Annotated in this window: 17 protein-coding genes; 11 read left to right on the top strand and 6 right to left on the bottom strand. The window is 66.6% G+C overall.

The genetic code is table 11. The features are described 5' to 3' along the window. Window positions 1–7: 7 nt before the first annotated feature. From RMCN_RS25265 to RMCN_RS25225, 9 genes are all read left to right on the top strand, one after another. Entirely contained in the window at window positions 8–1,015 is a 1,008-nt protein-coding gene (locus RMCN_RS25265) for a dihydrodipicolinate synthase family protein (protein ID WP_067395072.1), read from the top strand. Between the two features lie 119 nt (window positions 1,016–1,134). Further along, entirely contained in the window at window positions 1,135–1,998 is an 864-nt protein-coding gene (locus tag RMCN_RS25260; RefSeq protein WP_067395069.1) for an enoyl-CoA hydratase, read from the top strand. After that, window positions 1,995–3,212 (top strand): amidohydrolase family protein, encoded by a 1,218-nt coding sequence (locus RMCN_RS25255; RefSeq protein ID WP_067395066.1) that lies wholly within the window; start codon window positions 1,995–1,997, stop codon window positions 3,210–3,212. Before RMCN_RS25260 ends, RMCN_RS25255 begins: the two co-directional genes overlap by 4 nt. A gap of 100 nt (window positions 3,213–3,312) precedes the next feature. Further along, entirely contained in the window at window positions 3,313–4,926 is a 1,614-nt protein-coding gene (locus RMCN_RS25250; protein ID WP_067395063.1) for an acyl-CoA synthetase, read from the top strand. Then, on the top strand, window positions 4,923–5,768 hold the full coding sequence (locus tag RMCN_RS25245) for an amidohydrolase family protein (protein ID WP_067395060.1): 846 nt from the start codon (window positions 4,923–4,925) through the stop codon (window positions 5,766–5,768). Before RMCN_RS25250 ends, RMCN_RS25245 begins: the two co-directional genes overlap by 4 nt. Continuing rightward, window positions 5,768–6,814: an acyl-CoA dehydrogenase family protein gene (locus tag RMCN_RS25240; protein WP_067395057.1), complete on the top strand. Its 1,047-nt coding sequence runs from the start codon at window positions 5,768–5,770 to the stop codon at window positions 6,812–6,814. Before RMCN_RS25245 ends, RMCN_RS25240 begins: the two co-directional genes overlap by 1 nt. Continuing rightward, complete coding sequence (locus tag RMCN_RS25235) at window positions 6,814–8,013, top strand: acyl-CoA dehydrogenase family protein (protein ID WP_067395053.1); 1,200 nt, start codon at window positions 6,814–6,816, stop codon at window positions 8,011–8,013. Before RMCN_RS25240 ends, RMCN_RS25235 begins: the two co-directional genes overlap by 1 nt. Window positions 8,014–8,095: 82 nt before the next feature. Further along, a complete protein-coding gene (locus RMCN_RS25230; protein ID WP_067395051.1) occupies window positions 8,096–9,130 on the top strand; it encodes an NAD-dependent epimerase/dehydratase family protein in 1,035 nt (344 codons plus the stop codon). Beyond that, window positions 9,127–9,615 (top strand): nuclear transport factor 2 family protein, encoded by a 489-nt coding sequence (locus tag RMCN_RS25225; RefSeq protein ID WP_067395048.1) that lies wholly within the window; start codon window positions 9,127–9,129, stop codon window positions 9,613–9,615. Before RMCN_RS25230 ends, RMCN_RS25225 begins: the two co-directional genes overlap by 4 nt. Before the next feature lie 6 nt (window positions 9,616–9,621). Here RMCN_RS25225 and RMCN_RS25220 read toward each other — a convergent pair whose 3' ends face one another. The 3 genes from RMCN_RS25220 to RMCN_RS25210 all read right to left on the bottom strand — a co-directional run bounded on the left by RMCN_RS25220 (window position 9,622) and on the right by RMCN_RS25210 (window position 12,905). Beyond that, complete coding sequence (locus tag RMCN_RS25220) at window positions 9,622–10,446, bottom strand: alpha/beta fold hydrolase (protein ID WP_067395045.1); 825 nt, start codon at window positions 10,444–10,446, stop codon at window positions 9,622–9,624. Window positions 10,447–10,527: 81 nt separating this feature from the next. Then, entirely contained in the window at window positions 10,528–11,757 is a 1,230-nt protein-coding gene (locus RMCN_RS25215) for an amidohydrolase family protein (RefSeq protein ID WP_067395042.1), read from the bottom strand. A gap of 2 nt (window positions 11,758–11,759) precedes the next feature. After that, the gene (locus RMCN_RS25210) at window positions 11,760–12,905 is read right to left on the bottom strand and encodes a thiolase family protein (RefSeq protein ID WP_067395039.1); all 1,146 of its coding nucleotides are present in this window, start codon (window positions 12,903–12,905) and stop codon (window positions 11,760–11,762) included. A 126-nt stretch (window positions 12,906–13,031) separates the two neighbouring features. On the opposite strand from RMCN_RS25210, the gene RMCN_RS25205 reads away from it, so the two are divergent. After that, complete coding sequence (locus RMCN_RS25205) at window positions 13,032–15,155, top strand: molybdopterin-containing oxidoreductase family protein (protein ID WP_067395221.1); 2,124 nt, start codon at window positions 13,032–13,034, stop codon at window positions 15,153–15,155. 79 nt (window positions 15,156–15,234) lie between these two features. Here the strand turns inward: RMCN_RS25205 and RMCN_RS25200 are convergent, their stop codons facing one another. Then, window positions 15,235–16,449 (bottom strand): CaiB/BaiF CoA transferase family protein, encoded by a 1,215-nt coding sequence (locus RMCN_RS25200; RefSeq protein WP_067395036.1) that lies wholly within the window; start codon window positions 16,447–16,449, stop codon window positions 15,235–15,237. 106 nt (window positions 16,450–16,555) lie between these two features. Here RMCN_RS25200 and RMCN_RS25195 point away from each other — a divergent pair, with 106 nt between their 5' ends. Then, window positions 16,556–18,109: an aldehyde dehydrogenase family protein gene (locus RMCN_RS25195; protein ID WP_067395218.1), complete on the top strand. Its 1,554-nt coding sequence runs from the start codon at window positions 16,556–16,558 to the stop codon at window positions 18,107–18,109. Here RMCN_RS25195 and RMCN_RS25190 read toward each other — a convergent pair. Then, window positions 18,093–18,734: a TetR/AcrR family transcriptional regulator gene (locus RMCN_RS25190; RefSeq protein WP_064414421.1), complete on the bottom strand. Its 642-nt coding sequence runs from the start codon at window positions 18,732–18,734 to the stop codon at window positions 18,093–18,095. The two genes, RMCN_RS25195 and RMCN_RS25190, sit on opposite strands and share 17 nt — an antisense overlap. 3 nt (window positions 18,735–18,737) lie before the next feature. Continuing rightward, window positions 18,738–19,976: a cytochrome P450 gene (locus RMCN_RS25185; RefSeq protein WP_084377745.1), complete on the bottom strand. Its 1,239-nt coding sequence runs from the start codon at window positions 19,974–19,976 to the stop codon at window positions 18,738–18,740. Window positions 19,977–19,990: the final 14 nt, after the last annotated feature.

The raw sequence follows: 19,990 nt of genomic DNA, 5'->3' as shown, positions 1-19,990 counted from the left end.
GGTCGTCGTGGCTTCGGCGAAGGATGCCCGGGAGTGGGCCCGCAATCATTTGCGCGGGATCGGTGATTCGCTCTACACGCCGTTCTGCGGCGTCGACGGTGACGACATCGATTGGGACGCCTACCGGACGCTGGTGCGGCACTGTGTCGGTGCGTTGAATCATCCGCTGCTGTGGTGCACGAGCGGTATCGCCGAATTCTGGGCGCTGACGATCGACGAGCGAAAGCGGTTGCTGGAGGTCGCAATCGAGGAGGGCCGCGCCGCCAACCCCGATGTCGTCGTGCAGGCGTGCACCGCGGCGACGGCCGCCAAGGACTGCCTGGAGCTCACGCGTCACGCGCAGGAGGCCGGAGCCGACATCGTGTACATCCAGACCCCGATGATGGAGGCGCACGGCGGGCGGGGTGTGCTGAACTTCTTCCGCTACATCGCCGACCGCACCGACATCGCATTGGGCATGTTCAATTCGCCGTCGTCTGGCTACGTCCTGACGCCGGCCGAAAGCGCCGCCATCTACAACGAGATTCCGGCGGTCTGCGCGACGAAGGAAGGCGCCTTCCGGCCGATGGCGAGCAGGATGCTGCACGAGTTGGCGCCCGGTCTGGCGGTGTGGGAGTGCGACAAGACCGTGTACCGCGCCGGGTGGCTGCGCGACGGCATCGTGTGCCCCGCGCAATTGGGCACCGCCGGCTATCTGTTCGAAACCCCGGAGCGACGCGTGTTCAGCGAGTACTGGGAACTCATCGTCAACGACAAACTCGTGGAGGCGATGGACCACGCGCGCGAGTCCGGGCTCGACCAGTTCGACCTCGACATGGGCTCGTGGTTCACCTGCTATCCGGGGCGGCCCGACTACTTCACCCACTGGGGCGGGGCGTTCAAATACGCGGCGTCGGTGCTGGGCCTGCCGATCGGGGAGTATCCGCACTCTCGTCCGCCCCAGGCGCAGCTGCCCGCTGAGGCGAAAGCCCAGATCGACGCCGCGTATCGGCGGCTCGGACTGGTCGATGCGTAAGCGTCTCGACGTGCCGTCCGACCACGTTCGGCAGGCGGCGGCAACGGTTGCGGAAGGCGCTACCGATAGGTGTACAGTATGAGCATTCACAAAGCGCGCCGCTGGAGGAGGACTGCTGGGTGAGCGCTCCTGACCACGTCGTCGACGCCCGTTCCGACTCCGATGACGCGCCGGTCCGCTACGAGGTGCTCGACACCGGGGTAGCGGTGCTCACCCTCAACAGGCCGGACCGGATGAACGGTTGGGGCGGCGGACTTGCCGGCACGTTCTACGAACGCATGGATGACGCCGAAGCCGACCCTGCGGTGCGGGCGATCGTCGTCACCGGCAGCGGCCGCGCCTTCTGCGCGGGTGCCGACATGGGAGACCTGACGACGATCAGCGCGACGACGGTCGACGCCGCGGCCGACACCGACGTCGGCAAGCTCGTCGGTGCCCGGCATCCGCACTTCCTGATGGGCATGCGCAAACCCGTCATCGCCGCGGTCAACGGCGCCTGCGCGGGCATCGGGCTGACGCTGGCGCTGGCGTGCGACGTGCGCTTCGCGGCCGAGGGCGCCAAGTTCACGACGTCCTTCGCCCGGCGCGGGTTGATCGCCGAATACGGCATCTCGTGGATGCTGCCGCGCATCGTCGGCACCGGCGTGGCCATGGACCTGCTGCTGTCGGGACGGGTGTTCTTCGCCGACGAGGCCGCCAGGCTGGGCGTGGTCAACGAGGTGGTGGCAGCCGACGAATTGCTGGCCCGCGCGATCGGCTACGCCGAGGACATCGCCGCCAACTGTGCGCCCAGTTCCCTGGCGGTGATCAAACAACAGGTGTACGCAGACACCATGCGCGATGTCTTCGACGCCAGCGACCACGCCGAGAAGCTGATGCACGAGTCGATGACACGACCCGACTTCCTCGAGGGCATCACGAGTTTCTTCGAGAAGCGCGCCCCGAACTTCCCGCCCCTGACACGTGAGGAGGATGCGACATGAGCGCACCACAGCCCCTGGACTACATGGCCATCGACGTCGACAACCACTATTACGAACCGCTCGACGCGTGCACCCGGCACCTGCCCAAAGAGTTCCGCAGCCGCGGCGTGCAGATGCTGACCGACGGAAAACGCACGTACGCGGTGTTCGGCGGTGTGATCAACCATTTCATCCCGAACCCGACGTTCGACCCGATCATCGAACCCGGCTGCCTGGACCTGCTGTTCCGCGGCGAGATACCCGAAGGTGTCGACCCGGCGTCGCTGATGAAGGTCGACCGGCTGGCCGACCATCCCGAGTACCAGAACCGCGACGCCCGCGTGAAGATCCTCGACAAGCAGAACCTCGAAACCGTGTTCATGCTGCCGACTTTCGCGTGCGGCGTCGAGGAGGGACTCAAGCACGACATCCCGGCCACCATGGCGACGGTCCATGCTTTCAACCTGTGGCTCGACGAGGACTGGGGATTCGACCGGCCCGATCACCGCATCATCGCCGCGCCGATCATCTCGCTGGCCGACCCCGAGAAGGCCATCGAGGAGGTCGAATTCGTCCTGAACAGGGGCGCGAAGCTGGTGTGCGTGCGGCCGGCGCCGGTGCCGGGTGAGGTACGGCCGCGCTCGCTCGGCGATCCGGTGCACGACCCGGTGTGGGCGCGTCTGGCCGAGGCGGGCGTCCCGGTGGTCTTCCACCTGTCCGACTCCGGCTACATGGCGATCCCTGCGCTGTGGGGCGGCAGCGGTGTGTTCAAGGGCTTCGGTAAGCGCGATCCGCTCGACATGGTGATCATGGACGACCGCGCCATCCACGACACCATCGCCGCGATGATCGTCCACCAGGTGTTCACCCGGCATCCCAAGCTCAGAGTGGTCAGCATCGAGAACGGTTCCTACTTCGTCTACCGCCTGATCAAGCGGCTCAAGAAGTCCGCCAACAACGCGCCGTACCACTACAAGGAGGATCCGGTCGAGCAGCTGCGCAACAACGTCTGGATCGCGCCGTACTACGAGGACGACGTGAAGCTGCTGGCCGACACCATCGGTGTGGACAAGATTCTGTTCGGGTCCGACTGGCCGCATGGTGAGGGGTTGGCAGATCCCACCTCGTTCACCGCCGACATCCCGCAGTTCCCCGAGTTCAGCCACGAAGACACCCGAAAGGTCATGCGCGACAACGCCCTCGAACTGCTCGGCGCGAACGTCGCGGCCGTGTGATGCCGACCTTCGGAATCACGCGCCATTGTGCGGTTTCATCCGCACATCGCGGCGTGTCGCGGATGAAACCGCACAACGGGAACAGCGGGGGTGCCGGCCGATGAGCGAGTGGACGATCGGGGCGGTTCTCGACGCGATCGCCGAGGCGGTGCCCGATCGGGTGATGACGGTTTGCGGCAACCGCCGCAGCACCTTCGGTGAATCGGCGGACCGCACCCGCCGCCTGGCCAACTATCTCGCCGCTCAGGGACTCGGCGCGCACCGCGAACGCGGCGACCTGCAGAACTGGGAGTGCGGACAAGACCGTGTCGCGCTGCTCATGCACAACGACCTGTACCCGGACATGGTGATCGGATGTCTGAAGGCCCGCACGGTCCCGGTCAACGTCAACTACAACTACACGCCGCGCGAGGTCGCCGAACTCCTCGACTACCTGCGCCCGCGCGCGGTCATCTACCACCGGTCATTCGGCCCGAAGTTCGCAGACGTGCTGCCGCCCGCTTCGGCGGACCTGCTGATCGAGATCGACGACGGGACGTCCGAACGTCAGCTCGCCGACGCCCTCACACTCGATGATGTTCTGGCGCAGGGCAATACCGACATCGACATCACCGCCTCACCCGACGACGTCATGATGGTGTGCACCGGCGGGACAACCGGCAGGCCCAAGGGCGTGATGTGGCGCCAGAGCGACACCTACGTCATCTCGATGAACGGCGCCGACCACGAGTCGGTCGACGAGATCCACGCCAAGGTCGCGCATGGGGGACAACCCTGGTTCGCGGTCTCTCCGCTGATGCACGCGGCGGGGATGTGGACGGCGTTCGCCGCCTTGCTCAACGGCCTGCCCGTGATCCTCTACGACCGAACCCGATTCGATGCACGAGCGGTGCTGGAAACCGCCCAGCGGGAGAAGGTCGGCTTGATGACGATGGTCGGTGACGCCTACGCGGCACCGTTGGTCGAGGAGCTGCGACGCGGCTCCTACGACCTGTCGTCGTTGTTCGCGATCGGTACCGGCGGGGCGGCCACCAACCCGAAACACCAACGCGCGCTTCTGGAGTTACTGCCCCAGATCACCCTCATCAACGGGTACGGATCCTCGGAGACCGGAAACGTGGGGTTCGGCCGCAGCCAGCGCGGTGAGCAGAAGGAGACCTTCGAGCTGCGGGAGGGAGCGCTGGTGCTCTCCGAGGACTACCGACGCTTCCTCGAACCCGGCGAGGACGAGATCGGTTTTGTTGCGCGCGGCGGCCGAATTCCCCTCGGCTACTTCGACGACGAGGCGGCGACACGCCGGACCTTCCCGGTGGTCGACGGCCAGCGTGTGGTGATCTCGGGCGACCGGGGATCGCTGGCCGCCGACGGCACGCTGCGGTTGTTCGGACGTGATTCGTTGGTCGTCAACACGGGAGGCGAGAAGGTGTTCGTCGAGGAGGTCGAGGAGGTGCTGCGCGCGCATCCGGCCATATCCGACGCCCTGGTGGTGGGGCGGCCGAGCGAGCGCTGGGGTGAGGAGATCGTCGCGCTCGTTTCGCTGCGCGACGGTGCCGAGGCCGCCCACGACCCGTTGCACGCGCACTGCACATCGAGCCTGGCGCGGTTCAAGGCGCCCAAAGAGTTCATCTTCGTCGACCAGGTGCGTCGCCTCGGAAACGGAAAACCGGACTACCGCTGGGCCAAAGCCGCTGCGACACAACAGGTGAACGCGTGAGCGCGCGCGCCAGCCGGGCCATTGACTGCCTGGTCAACGTGCACTTCGGCGAGACCGAACAGCAGCCGACCTGGATGCTCAAGGTACGCGACGACTACTTCAAGGGCCCGCAGTCGATGTTCGCGCCCGTCGACATGGGCGAGCTGCTCGAGGAGATGGACGAGCAGGGGGTTCAGAAGGCGATCTTGATGGACAGCATCGCCAAACCCTCCACCACGGCACGCAAGTTCGTCGACGCCCGGCCCGACAGGTTCGCGCTGGCGATCGGCGGGGTCAACCTGCTGCGGCCGATCCCGTCGCTGCGGGAGCTGGCATCCGTCGTCAACGACCTGCCGGTGGCGTATGCGGCGGTGGGACCGAGCTTTTGGGGGGACGGGCAGTACCCGCCCAGCGACGCGGTCTACTACCCGCTCTACACCAAATGCGCCGAACTCGGGCTGCCGCTGTGCGTCAACACCGGGATCCCCGGACCGCCGATCCCCGGCGAGGTGCAGAACCCGATCCACCTCGACCGGGTCTGCGTGCGATTTCCCGAACTCAAGCTCTGCATGATCCACGGTGCCGACCCGTGGTGGGACGTCGCGATCCGCCTGCTGATCAAGTACCAGAATCTGCGCCTGATGACGTCGGCGTGGTCACCCAAACGGCTGCCCGACAGCCTGCTGCACTACATGCGGACCCGAGGACCCGACAAGGTGATCTACGCATCGGATTGGCCGGTGCTCAAGATGCGCCGCGTCGTGCCCGAGGCGCTCGCCCTTGACCTGCCGGCCGAGGTGCTGGACAACTACTTGTACAACAACGCGCAGAAGTTCTTCTTCGGCGCCGACGAGGAGCAGTGATGGACCGCTACGAACTGCGCAGGCTCGACTACAGCCTGTCCGACGACCACCAGGCGCTGCAGGCGGCGTACAAGGACTTCTTCAAGGCGCACTGTTCGATCGAAACCGTCCGCGCCGCGGAGGCATCCGGTTTCGACAAGAGCCTCTGGGAGCGGCTGTGCACGATGGGCGCGGCCACCATGGCGCTGCCCGAAGACGCGGGCGGCGACGGCGCCACCCTGGTCGACCTCACCCTGGTGGCCGAGGAGATCGGTCGCTCGCTGGCACCGGTGCCATGGATCGACCACGTCAGCGCGGCGCGGCTGCTCGGCCGGCTCGGTGCGGCCGACCCCGACATCGTGAGCGGCACGCAGATCGTCGGGCTGGACCCCCAGCAGGACAGCGTATCCGGGGTGCGCCTGCTGCCCAGCGGATCGATCGCCGACCACATCGTCCTGCGCGACGGTGACGACATCGTCAAGCTGACGTTCGCGACCCGCCCCACCAAAGTCGACAACATCGGCCGGCTGCCGATGGCGTGGATCGACCCGGCCGCCGCCGACAACCGGACCGTCCTGGCAAGCGGGGCCGACGCGCAGGCGGAATACCAACGGGCACTGGACGAATGGCGGGTGCTGACCGGCGCGGCGCTCGTCGGTCTGGTCGAGGAGACGATGACGATCGCCGCGGAGTTCGCCAAGACCCGCTACACCCTCGGGGTGCCCATCTCGACGTTGCAGGCGATCTCGCATCCCCTGGCCAACATCGCGATCACGGTGCAGGGCGGGCGTAACCTGGCGCGCCGCGCCGCGTGGTTCCTCGACAACGAACCCGACGAGCGGCCCGAACTGGCGCCGTCGGCGTTCGTGTTCATGGCCGAGGAGGCGTCCAAGGCCGCCACGATGGCGGTGCAGGTGCAAGGCGGGCTGGGGGTTTCGGCGGAGGCCGCCGCCAGTGCGTACCTGCTGCGGGCCCGCGGGTGGGCGCTCGCCGGGGGAGACCCGGCCGCCGCCGCCAAGTACATCGCCGGCATCGTCGCGGCTCGCGAGAGCGGAGAGGGTAATTAATGGATTTCTCACGGGTCGAACTGTCCGAAGAGGATCAGGCGTTCCTCGAGGAGTCGCGCGCTTTCCTGGCCGAGATCGTCACCGAGGAGGTGATTCGGCGGGACCGCGAGACCGGCGACAACTTCGACGAGGGTGTGCATCTGGCGCTCGGCAAGGCGGGATACCTTGCGCGCGAATGGAAGCCGGAATCCGAAGGCGGGTTCAACCGGGTCCGGCGGCGCATCTGGGAGCTGGAGAAGCGCCGTGCGCATGTGCCGTGGGTGACGTTCGGTACGACGGCGATGATCGCGCGGTCGGTCGACAAGTTCGGCTCACCCGAACTCAAGGCCGAGGTGATGCCGCGGGTGTACACCGGCGAGGTCCGGCTCTGCCTGGGCTACACCGAGCCCGAGGGCGGATCCGACGTCGCGACCTGCAAGACCAGGGCCGTGCGGGAAGCGGATGGATCGAGCTGGATTATCAATGGCTCGAAGATGTTCACCACCGGCGCCCACAACTGCCAGTACGTCTTCCTGATCACCAACACCGACCCCGACGCGCCGAAGCACAAGAGCCTCACCATGTTCCTGGTGCCGCTCGACTCGCCGGGAATCGAGATCCAGGGCATCCGCACCGTCGACGGCGACCGGACGAACATCGTCTACTACAGCGATGTCCGCGTCGACGACAAGTACCGCCTCGGCGAGGTGAACGACGGCTGGACGGTGGTGCGCGAACCACTCAACGTCGAGCACGGCGCGGTGGAAGCGGCCGTCGACGGTCTGCAGGATGTCTCGATCATGATGCACCAGGCCAACACGATGGCCGCCGCGGTCGACAAGGCCGCCGCGCTGGTCGCCGAGCCGGATCCCAACGGCCGCAAGTTGATCGACGACGGATCGGTGGCATACCGGTTGGGACGCAGCGTCGCCCGCATGGAGGCGGCCTTCTCGGCCACCAGCATCTTCGGAAGGGTTGCCCTGGCGCAGACGATGCGCGACATCTCCCCGGATCTGATGGATCTGCTCGGCACGGCGTCCTCGCTGCCGCTGGGCACCGACGGGGCGATCGACGACGGCGCGGCCGAGTACGTGTACCGCTTCGCGCCGCTGGTCGGCATCTACGGCGGCACGCTGGAGGTGTTCCGCAACATGATCGCCCAGTACGTGCTCGGCCTCGGCAAGCCCGCATACGCCCCGCCGGCCAAGAAAGCCTCCTAACCCTTTTTTCGCGAGCGTCCGTGTTTGCACACGAAACGCCGCGAAAATCTGACATTTTCCGGTCGCTCGCGAGGTAGAGAACATGACAGACGCACCCCCGACAGCGAAACAGCCCGCGCGCCGCGCGCTGGTGATGGGCCCGAGCGGGTTCGTCGGTTCACACGTCACGCGCAAACTCGTCGAGCGCGGCGACGACGTGCGGGTGTACCTGCGTAAGACGAGTTCGACGGTCGCCATCGACGACCTCGACGTCGAGCGCTGCTACGGCGACCTGTACGACGAAGAAGCGCTTCGCGCGGCGATGGCCGACCGCGACGTCGTCCACTACTGCATCGTCGACACCAGATTTCATCTGAGCGACCCCGCACCGCTGTTCGAAACCAACGTCAACTGTTTGCGCCGGGTGCTCGATGTCGCGGCGAAGGCGGGCCTGCACCGGTTCGTGTTCTGCAGCACCATCGGAACGATCGCCCTCGGCGACGGAAGCCGTCCCGTGACCGAGGACATGCCGTTCGACTGGGGGGACCGGGGCGGCGCGTACATCGAATCGCGCCGTCAGGCCGAGGAACTGGTCCTGTCCTACGCCCGCGACCGCGGCCTGCCCGCCGTGGTGATGAACGTGTCCAACCCGTACGGGCCCCGCGACTGGCAACCGCACCAGGGGCTGATGGTTCAGTACGCCGCGTTCGGCAAGATCCCGGCCTACATCAAGGGCGTGTCCACCGAGGTCGTCGGCATCGAAGACGTCGCCGAGGCCTTCCTGCTCGCTGCCGAACACGGCGGCGTGGGCGAGCGATACATCATCTCCGAGAGCTACATGCCGATGCGTGACATGCTCACCACAGCCGCACGGGCGGTCGGGGCGAAGCCACCGCGTTTCGGCGTCCCGCTTCCGGTGGTGTACGCGACCGTACGGGTCGCCGGCGTGGTGGCCCGGCTGTTGCGGCGGGAGATCCCGATGAACACCACCGGGATCCGGCTGCTGCACATCATGGCGCCTGCCGACCACAGTAAGGCGTCACGGGAACTCGGGTGGCATCCGCGGCCCACCGCCGAGTCGCTCGAACGGGCGGCGCGGTTCTACGTCGAGCAGGCACAGAAGATGTCCACGAGATGACCGAGGTCGACCTCGTCGAGATCGAGGAGATCAAGCAACTGAAGGCGCGCTACTGCCGACTTCTGGACACCAAGGACTGGGCGGCGTGGCGCACCCTGTTCGCCGATGACTTTCTCAGTGACACGTCCCCCGCCGGTGGAAAGGTGATCCGAGGCGCCGACGAGTTCGTCGCGTTCACCCGGAAGAGCTTGCGCGGCCAGGCCACGGTGCATCAGGTGCACGCCCCGGAGATCGAGCTGACATCGCCGACGACCGCACGCGGGGTGTGGGCGCTCGAGGATGTCGTGCGCTTCGGCCCCGGTGTCAACCTGCGCGGCTACGGTCACTACCACGAGACCTACGAGAAGCTCGACGGCCGGTGGCGCTTCACGAGTTCGACGTTGACGCGGTTGCGCGAGGACGTCTTCAACGGACTCTTTGCTGTCTACATCTCCGAGCGGGTGCGCAAACTCATCGTGAAAGCCTCGCGTCGCGCGATGAAGTGAGGGCGGTCAGGACCGGATGAACTCCAGGAGATCCGGGTTGATGACGTCGTGGTGGGTGACGAACGCACCGTGCGGATAGCCGGGGTAGGTCTTCAAGGTGCCGTTGGGCAGTAGCTTCGCCGACAGCGGACCGGAGTTCTCGTACGGCACGATCTGGTCGGCGTCGCCGTGCATCACCAGTACCGGGATGGTGATCTTCTTCAGGTCCTCGGTGAAGTCGGTCAGCGAGAAGGCGACGATGCCGTCGTAGTGCGCTTTGGCGCCGCCCATCATGCCTTGGCGCCACCAGTTTTCGATGATCGCCTCCGACGGCTCCACTCCCGGCCGGTTGAACCCGTAGAAGGGGCCGGCCGCGAGCGAGCGGTAGAACTCCGAGCGGTTGGCGGCCAATTGCGCTTGCAGATCGTCGAACACGTCTTTGGGCAGCCCGCCGGGGTTGGCGTCGGTCTTGACCATCAGCGGCGGCACGGAACTGATCAGCACCGCCTTGGCCGCTCGCGCCTGCCCGTGCCGGGCCAGATAATGCGCCACCTCGCCACCGCCGGTGGAGTGGCCGATGTGGACTGCGTCGTGAAGGTCGAGGTGCTCGACGACAGCGGCGAGATCGTCGGCGTAATGGTCCATGTCATGTCCGTCGGCGACCTGCGCCGAGCGGCCATGCCCACGGCGGTCGTGGGCGATCACGCGGTACCCGTGCTGGGCGAAGAACAACATCTGCGTGTCCCAGTCGTCGGCCGACAGCGGCCAACCGTGGCTGAACACGATCGGCTGACCCGACCCCCAGTCCTTGAAGAAGATCTCGACGCCGTCGCTGGTGGTGATCGTGGGCATGCTGGCTCCTCCCGGGGAACGTCCGGCTATGCGCACTCTGCCACGCTTGCACTGCTTACGCGCGACTTCTCGTCGCGCTCGTCAGGCGTTTGACAGCGCGGGCGGTCTGACGGCGTCCGGGTCCGGGTTGGCGATCGGCAGGCCCATGAACCGGCGCGCGTTGTCGCCCATGAAGTCGTAGGTGCGACGCACGTCCATGCCTTCGGCATACTTCCAGAAGCCCTTCGGCTCGGCGAGACCCTCCGGATGCGGGTAGTCCGAGCCGAACAGCACCCGGTCCCAGCCGACCGTCTCGACGACGTCGGATACACAACCCTCCCAGAACGGGCTCACCCAGATGTTGCGCCGGAACACCTCGTGCGGATGCTCACCGAAGTTCTGTGGCATCTTCCGGTAGAGATCGTCGAAGTCCTTGAACAGCGGTCCGATCCACGAACTGCCGTTCTCGACGCTGGCGATTCGCAGCTTTGGGAAGCGCGTCAGCGTGCCGTGGCAGATCAGGCTGGTGATCATGTCGGCGATCTCGCGGTGGCCGAGCACCATCCACCGGAACGCGCTCTGCGCCATGAAGTTCTGGGTGTGCGGTGGCTCCCACTGCCCGACGTAGTCGTCGAGCGGGGGATAGCTCGCGTGCAGCACGATGGGCAACCCGGCAGCTTCGACGTCGCGCCAGAACGGGTCGAACTCGGGCAGCGCCGGTGAGCGCCAACCGTGCAGTCCTCGAACCGGTCCCGGCTTCACGAGCGCGACCTTGGCGCCGTTGTCGAGGATGTACTCGAGTTCGCGTTGCGCACCGTCGACCTCGGAGAGGTTGATGATCGGCGTGGAGAAGATCCGGTTCTGGTAGTTGAAGGTCCAGTGTTCGCACATCCACTGGTTGAGGGCGTGGATGATCGCGAGGCTGAGTTGGGGATCATCGGCGGTGGCGTGCTCGATGAGGCTGGCCAAGGTCGGGTAGTTCAACGCTTCGACGACGCCTTGGCGGTCGAGTTCGACGATGCGGTCGTCGGGGTTGCGCGTCGCGGCGGGCGCTTCGATCGCCGGGCCCTGCATCTCGCGCAGCGTCAGGCCTTCGGTGTTCTCGCCGGCGAAGAACTTCTCGTGGGCGCCGGGCGCGGCGACGCGCTCGAACGTCGGATTCGGGATGAAGTCGTTGACGCGGTTGTTGATGACGATGCGAGTGTGCCGGCCGAACTTCGCGAATTGCACGGCGCGCGAGAATTTCTCGGGCAGGTACTTGGTCAGCGCGTCGGCCGTCTCGTACATGTGCTGGTCGGCGTCGAAGATCGGCGCCCCGGTGAATTGGGTCATGGTCACCTCGTGAGGATCGTCGCGGCGGCGGTTCCGGGTGCGCCGTAGAGCTGCGCGAAGCCGACCTTCGGCTCGCCGGGCACCTGGCGATCACCGGCTTCGCCGCGCAGTTGGCGGACCAACTCGTGGATCTGGCGCAACCCCGACGCGCCGATCGGCTCGCCGTTGGCGATGAGCCCGCCGTCGGTGTTGATCGGCAGCGATCCGTTGATCTCGGTGGCCCCGTCGGCCAGCAGCTTCTCCTGGTCTCCGTCGGCGCAGAAACCGCACTCGGCCATGTGGATGATCTCGGCGCCGGCATCGGTGTCCTGCAGCTGGATGACGTCCACGTCCTGCGGTGCCACACCGGCCTTTTCGAACGCGGCTTTCGCGGCGTAGACGGTGGGTGCGACGTCCTCCTCGACGGGTGCGAACGTGGTGTTCACCTCGTAGGCGCCGTACTTACGGGTACGGACCTCGACCGCGCGCAGGTACACCGGTTTGGTGGTGTAGCGCTCGGCGATGTCGGCGCGACACATCACAACGGCGGCCGCACCCTCGTCCGGAGCGCAGAACATGTACTGCGTGAGGGGATAGTTCAGCATCGTGGAGTTGAGGATCTGGTCCTCGGGGATGGGCTTGCGGCGAAACGCGTTGGGGTTCAGCGCGCCGTTGCGGAAGTTCTTGGCCGCCACCTTGGCCAGCGTCTGCTGGGAGATGCCGTGCTCATGCAGATAGCGGTTGGCCTTCATCCCGAAGAACTGGGTGGTGAGGTACTGACCGTTCTCGGCGTACCAGCGCGGCATGCCGACCAGGGCGGGGTCTTCGGTGAACGCGCCCCGCGGATGTTTGTCCAGACCGATCGCGATGCCGATGTCGTAGTCGCCCAACCGGATTCCGTCGGCGCAGGCCTTCGCGGCGCTGGCCGCGGTGGCGCAGGCGTTGAACACGTTGGTGAACGGGATGCCGGACAGCCCGACCATGCCGACGATCGCGTCGGGGTTGGCCACCGTCCAGCTGCCCCCGGTGGCGAACTGGATGTCGCGCCACTCGACTCCGGCGTCGGCGACGGCGGCGAAGATCGCGTCGACGCCCATCTCCATCGCGGACTTGCCTTCGAAGCGGCCGAACGGATGCAGTCCGACACCGATGATCGCCACGTCGTGCATGCCTGATCCTCTCTGGTCAACGCCGATCCGACGTGTAACTGTAACTCTTACAGTATCGTAATCGGCGTGGCGCCGGTCATCGAGAACAAGCCGACCTTCTGCCGGATCTGCGAGCCGTTGTGCGGGATGATCGCGACCGTCGAGGACGGTCGCCTCGTAGCGCTGCGGCCGGACAAGGACCACCCGCTGTCCGCCGGTTTCGCCTGCCAGAAGGGCATCGCGTTCACCGAGGTCGTCAACGATCCGGATCGGGTGACGCGGCCGTTGCGCCGCGGGCCGTACGGCTTCGGAGAGGTGACGTGGGACGAGGCGATGGACGACATCGCGGCCCGATTGTCGGCGATCCTGCGCCGCCACGGCTCCGGTGCGGTCGGCTGGTACATGGGCAATCCCGGCGCCTTCAGCTACGCGCACACCTTCGCGGCGTTGTTGTTCATGAAGGGCCTCGGCCGTCACGGCCACTACTTCACCGCATCCTCTCAGGACACCAACAGCAGGCTCATCGCCAGCCAGCTGCTCTACGGTGTGCCGACCTCGGTGCCCATTCCGGACCTCATGCGGACCGACCTCCTGGTGATAATGGGCGCGAATCCGGTTGTGTCCCACGGCAGTTTCCTCACCGCGCCGCGGATCAAGGACCGCATGCACGACATCGTCAAGCGCGGTGGGCGCGTGGTGATCGTCGACCCGAGGCGCAGCGAGACCGCCGTGGCGTTCGAATGGCTCGGCATCGTGCCGGATACCGACTCGTTGTTCCTGCTGTCCCTGCTCCAGGTGATGTTCGCCGAGGGTCTGGTCGACGTGGCCGCGGTGAAACGGAAGGCCGACGGCGTGGACTGGCTTCGGGATTTGTGCGGTCCGTTCACTCCGGAGTCGACGGCGGCCCGCACCGGCATCGACGCCGAGAGCGTCCGCGCACTGGCCCGCGATCTGGTGACCACGCCGCGGGCGGCGGTCTACGGCAGGCTCGGCACCTGTGTCGGCACCCACGGCACGCTGACCACGTACCTGATCGACGCGGTGAACCTGATGGCCGGCAACCTCGACGTGCCGGGCGGCTCGGTGTTCAGCTCCATGCACACCGTCGGCCAGAAGTGGCAGAACGTCGCGATGGGCGCCGTGATGCGGCGGTCCTACCGGCGGAAGCGCTCGCGGATCAGCGGAATCCCGAGCGCGATCGGCTCGGAACCTGCCGCGCTGATGGCCAAGGAGATCACGACCCCTGGCGAGCGCCAGATCCGGGCGCTGTTCGTCTCGGCAGGCAATCCCGTGCTGTCGGTGCCCAACGGTGAGGAACTCGAGGCGGCGTTCGGTGAGCTGGAGCTGTCGGTCGCGCTCGACTTCTACGTCACCGAGACGGGCGCGCAGTGCGACTACATCCTCCCGGTCACGACGATGTACGAGCGCGACGACTTCCCGTACACGTTCCAGGGGTTTCAGGCCACGCCGTTCCGGCAGGCGACCGAAGCCGTGTTGGCGCCGGTGGGTCAGGCCCGCGGGGAGTGGGACATCGTCGAGGACCTGGCCCGGCGGCTGGCCCGTCGCGTGCCGGCCTTCACGGTGTTCTCCGGTATGCGGAAGGTGGCGCGGCTGTTGGGAATTGAGGCTTCGCCGCGGATGATGATGGACGCCCTGGTGCGGATGTCGGAGGGCGGCGACAGGTTCGGGCTGCGGCGCGGCGGGCTGTCGCTGCGACGGCTGGCCGAGCAGCATCCGCATGGCGTGGTGGTCGCACCGCACATCCGCACGGGCGTGCTGCGCGGGGCCGTCGGCTACCTGTCGCGCCGGGTTCGGCTGGCCCATCCGGGGATCGCCGACGAAGTCGACAAGCTGTCTCGGCGGGTGCTGCCCGACGGCTATCCGCTGCGGATGATCGGGCTGCGCGAGCCGCGCTCGGAGAACTCGTGGATGCACAACTCGCCGCTGTTGATGCGCGGCGACCGTCGCCAGCATGCGCTGATACATGTCGACGACGCGGCCGAATTGCACATCGTCGACGGCGACGAGGTGCGGATCGCGTCACCGTACGGCGCCATCACCGTGCCGGTGCTGACGACGAAGGACCTCGTACCCGGTGTCGTCGCGGTGCCACACGGCTGGGGGCACAAGGGAACCGGGAGTTGGCGGTTGGCCAACCGCGCCGGCGGCGCGAACGTCAACCAGCTGACATCCAGCGACCCCGCCCATGTGGAGGCGCTGTCGGGCATGGCGTGGCTGACGGGCGTACCCGTGCGCGTCGAGCGGGCGTAGCTTCGCCGCGAGCGACCGCGAAATGCACACCTGTCGCGGCGCGTCCGTGGGCAGACACGGTCGCTCGCGCAGAAGAACGCTACGCGATGGCGCCCTTTTCCTTCAGCGCCTCGATGCGGTCCCAGTCCATGCCGATGTCCATGAGCACCAGCTCGGTGTGCTCGCTGGCCTGCGGTGCGCGCGTCGTCTCCAGCGGCTCGTGATTGAACTGCACCGGGCCGCGGACGACCTTGAAAGGCTCACCGCCGTCGGCCGCCTCGACCTCGACGACCATGTCGTTGGCCAGCGCCTGCTCGTCGGTGGCCAGATCGAGGAAGCTCTGGAACGGCGCCCACTGGCCTTTCATCGTCTTCAGCCGTTGGCGCCAGTACTCGAACGGCTTGCTGCGAATCTTCTCTCGAATCAATTCGACTGCGGCTGCGGCGTTTTCGATCAGCGGCATCACGTCGCTGAAACGGGGGTCGTCGGCGAGCTCCGGCAGTTCCAGATGTTCGAACGCGTCGCGGATGTATCCGGTCGGGCTGACGATGCACAAGTTGATCGTGCCGCCGTCGGAGGTCAGGTAGTTGGCCATGAACGGGTTCACGCTCGGGCCCGCGGCATCCGGCATCAGCGAGCGCATGGTCTCGCCGGTCTCCATGCCCTGTGTCATGCTGGCACCGCCGGCCCACCACGCCGTGCTCAACAGCGAAACGTCGAGCTCGACCGCCTCGCCGGTGCGCATCCGGTGAAACAGTGCGGCCGAGATCCCGCCTGCGATGTTCATCCCGCCGATCGAGTCGCCGAACGCCGGAATGCCCTGCGACAGTGCGCCGCCGATTTCCTCGGGGGTCAAGGCGTGCCCGACCCCGCTGCGCGTCCAGAACGCGGTGCCGTCGAAACCTCCGGTATCGCGCTCGGGTCCCTTGTCGCCGTATGCGCTTCCGCGCGCGTAGATGATGTCGGGGTTCGCGGCGCGGATGTGTTCGACGTCGAACTTGTTCTTCTGCCTTTGTGCGGGAAGGTAATTGGTGAGGAAGACATCAGAAGTCCTGGCGATCTCGTAGAGCACCTCCTGACCCTCGGGCGTCGACACGTCGATGCCCACGCTGCGCTTACCGCGGTTGGGGTGTTCGATCAGCGGATGGCGGTTGGGGTCGAGTTGGAATCCGCCCATGTTGATGAAGCCGCGTTGGGTGTCACCGCGCACCGGGTGCTCCACCTTGATGACGTCGGCGCCCCAATCGGCGAGGATCGCCCCCGCTGCGGGGACGAACGTGAACTGTGCGACTTCGAGGACGCGCACGCCCTCCATGACCTTGACCAAATCGGCTCCCTCGTATCCGGCGCTCCGGCTGTTGAATAAACTTACCGTAAGCATTACAGTTAGTCGTCCCGCAAAGAGAGTCTACGAGGTGCCGGTGAGTGACGTCGATGAACGGACCGAGACCAGCATCGACGTCGGCGAGCGCGCCGCGAGACGCGCCGAATCGCGGATGCTCATCGACGGGCAACTCGTGTCATCGGCCTCCGGTGCACAGTTCGACAACCTGAGCCCGGCCACCGGCCGTCTGCTGGGAAGCACGGCCGCCGCCGAGGCCGAGGACATGGATCGCGCGATCGCGGCCGCCCGCCGCGCCTTCGACGACACCGACTGGGCCACCAACCGACACCTGCGCGCGCGCTGCCTCGATCAGCTGCAAGCCGCGATCGAAGCCGAGCAGGAAGATCTGCGCGAGGAGCTGATCGCCGAGGTCGGCTGTCCGGTGATGACGACGCAGTCCGCACAACTTGATTGGCCGTTGGCGGACGGCCTGCGTTATCCGGCGCGGCTGATGCTCGACTTCGGATGGGAGCGCGCGCTCGACGGCGGTGGGCTGTTCGGTGAGCGCAATGTGCGCAACGTGGTCAAGGAACCGGTCGGCGTCGTCGCCGCGATCACCCCGTCCAACTTCCCGATCGAGGTGATCCTCAACAAGCTCGGCCCCGCGCTCGCGACGGGAAACACCGTCGTGCTCAAGCCCGACCCGAACACGCCGTGGAACGCCACCCGGCTCGGCCGGCTCATCGCCGAACACACCGACATCCCGCCCGGCGTCGTCAACGTGGTGCCCACCCCGTCCAACGACGTGGCCGGGCTGCTCGGCACAGACCCGCGCGTCGACATGATCTCGTTCACCGGCTCGACCGGCGTCGGCAAGCTGCTCATGCGTCAGGGCGCCGACACGATGAAGCGGATGTTCCTGGAACTCGGCGGTAAATCGGTGTCGATCGTGCTCGACGACGCCCCGCCCGCGGCGATCGTCGGCTCTGCGGTGGGGGTGTGCGTACACGCGGGACAGGCGTGCGCGGCCACCACGCGCATGCTGGTGCACCGGTCGCGCTACGACGAGGCCGTCGCCACCGTCACCGCCGCCTATCAGGCTGTGCCGGTGGGCGATCCGGTCAGCCCGGACACCCTGGTGGGGCCGGTGATCAGCGCGGCGCAGAAGGCGCGGGTCCTCGACGCGATCGAACAGGCCCGCGCCGACGGCGCCGAAATCGCCGCGGGCGGTGGGCCCGTCGCGAATCTCCCCGACCATCTCGCCGGCGGCCACTACGTCGCGCCGACGGTGATCGTCGGCGTCGGCAACGAAACGGCGATCGCCCAGCAGGAGGTGTTCGGCCCGGTGCTGGTGGTGCTGCCGTTCGATGACGACGACGAGGCGGTGCGGATCGCCAACGACAGCGCATACGGATTGGCGGGCGCCGTTTCGTCGCGCTCACTGGAGCGGGGGATGGCGATCGCCCGTCGCATCCGCACCGGTTCGTTCGGCGTCAACGGCGGCATGTTCTACGGGGCGGATGCCCCGTTCGGCGGCTTCAAGAGCAGCGGTGTCGGAAGGCAGTGCGGCGTGGAGGGTTTCGAGCAATACCTCGAGACGAAGACCGTGGCCTACCGCGCGCCGAAGAACGGCGCTACGCCGCCGCGATGATCGATTCGGCGTGATCGAGAATGCTGTCGAGGATGTAGCCGAAGTCGATGTCGTCGGCGAACCCGATGTAGCGGCCGCCGTCGTCGCGCTGGGCGGGGAAGCCCTCGGTGCGCTCCTGGAGTCGCTCGAGAACCACCGAACCCCGGATGTGCACCGAGATCGCGCCGTACGTCTCGGCGGCCTGGTCGACCGTCAGCCCCGCTTCGACCAGCGCGCCGATCGGCTGCCCCAGTTTCTGCAGCGCACCGTGCATCGCGCGGTGTCCGAACTGCCCGCGGATCAGCACCAGGTCGCAGAGGATCGGGTCAGCGCGGAACCGCTTCCGCATGGTCAAGGCGTGATCGCGCAACGATTCTCGCCAATTCGAGGCGGAGATGGTGGGCACCGTGAACTCGAACCGCTCCAACGCCCGGTCGGTCATCGCGTCGAGAAGATCGTCCTTGCGGCGGAAGTACCAGTAGATGCTGGTGACGCCGACGCCGAGGTGTTTGGCGAGCTGCGGCATGCTCAGGTTCTCGATCGAGACCTCCTGCGCGACCTGCAGTGCGCCCTCGAGAATCTCCTCGGCACTGATCGAGCCGCGGTCACGGCGCTGGCGGGCACGGCCGCTCGCGGCTTTGGCCACGGATCAGCCGACCGGACCGAACGTCACAGGGAGCGCGGTGGGTGAGCGGAAGGGCTGGCCGGCGATGTGGGGGTTGTCATCGGTGACGAGTTCGATGTTGGTCAGCCGGTCCAGCAGGCATTCCACCGCCACCCGGGTCTCCATGCGTGCCAGGTGCAGACCCATGCAGGTGTGCTCACCCGCGGCGAAGGAGATGTGCGGGATCCGCTTGCGGAAGATGTCGAACTCCTCGGAGCGTTCCCAACGCTTTTCGTCGCGGTTGGCCGATCCGATGCATACGTCGATCACCGAACCCTGGGGGAGTGTGACACCTTCGAGTTCGGTCTCCTCGGTCGCGTAGCGCTGCACGGTGGTCAACGGCGTCTCGAACCGCAGGCCTTCTTCGATGGCCGGGGAGATGAGTTCGCGGTCGGCCTGCACCGCGGCGAACTGCTCGGGGTGGGTGAGCAAGAGATACAGCAGGTTTCCCGACGATCGGTAGGTGGTCTCCAGGCCGGCGGGCAGCAGCAGTCGCAGGAACGAGTAGATGGACTCGTCGCTGAGTTTCTCACCGTCGATCTCGGCGGTGACGAGATCGCCGATGATGTCCTCGGTCGGCTTGGACCTGCGCTTGTCGATCTGCGCCAGAAAGTAGTCCTTCAGCGCTGCGGACGCCTCGAATGCGCGCTTGTACCGGACGTGATAGCTGATCAATTCGACGGCACGTTTGCGGAACCACGGCAGGTCTTCCTCGGGCAGGCCCAGCAGCTTGGAGATGACGCGGGTCGGGAACTCGAACGTGAAATCCCGGACGAGGTCGGCACGTCCATCGTCGATGAACTCGTCGATCAGCGCGGTGACCACCGGGCGGACGACCTCGGGTTCCCAGCGCGCCAACGACTTCGACTTGAACGCCGAGGACACCAGGTTGCGGTGGTCCCAGTGCTTCTTGCCCTCCATCGCCAGGATGGTCGGTCCGATGAACAGGCCGATGGTGTTGTCGTAGATGTGTGAGTTGAAGACCTTGCCGTCGCGGAAGACCCGGTTGACGGCGTCGAAAGACACGGCCGAATAGAGGTTTTCCGGCATTGCCTCCGGCGCCTGGGACCAGTCCATGACGCTGCCGCGAAACACGCCGCTGGTTTCCCGCCGCTTCTGCGCGAACAAGGGGTAGGGGTCTCGCAGCAGGTCGAAGGTCTCGTCGACCGTGACATCCTGTACGGGGCTATCCACGGGCTGATCTCCCTCGTCTGGTCCGGACATGTAACCCGCATGGG

The organism is Mycolicibacterium novocastrense (assembly GCF_001570485.1).
GTDB classification, from domain to species: Bacteria; Actinomycetota; Actinomycetes; order Mycobacteriales; family Mycobacteriaceae; genus Mycobacterium; species Mycobacterium novocastrense.
This window is presented reverse-complemented; position numbering and strand designations above follow the sequence as displayed.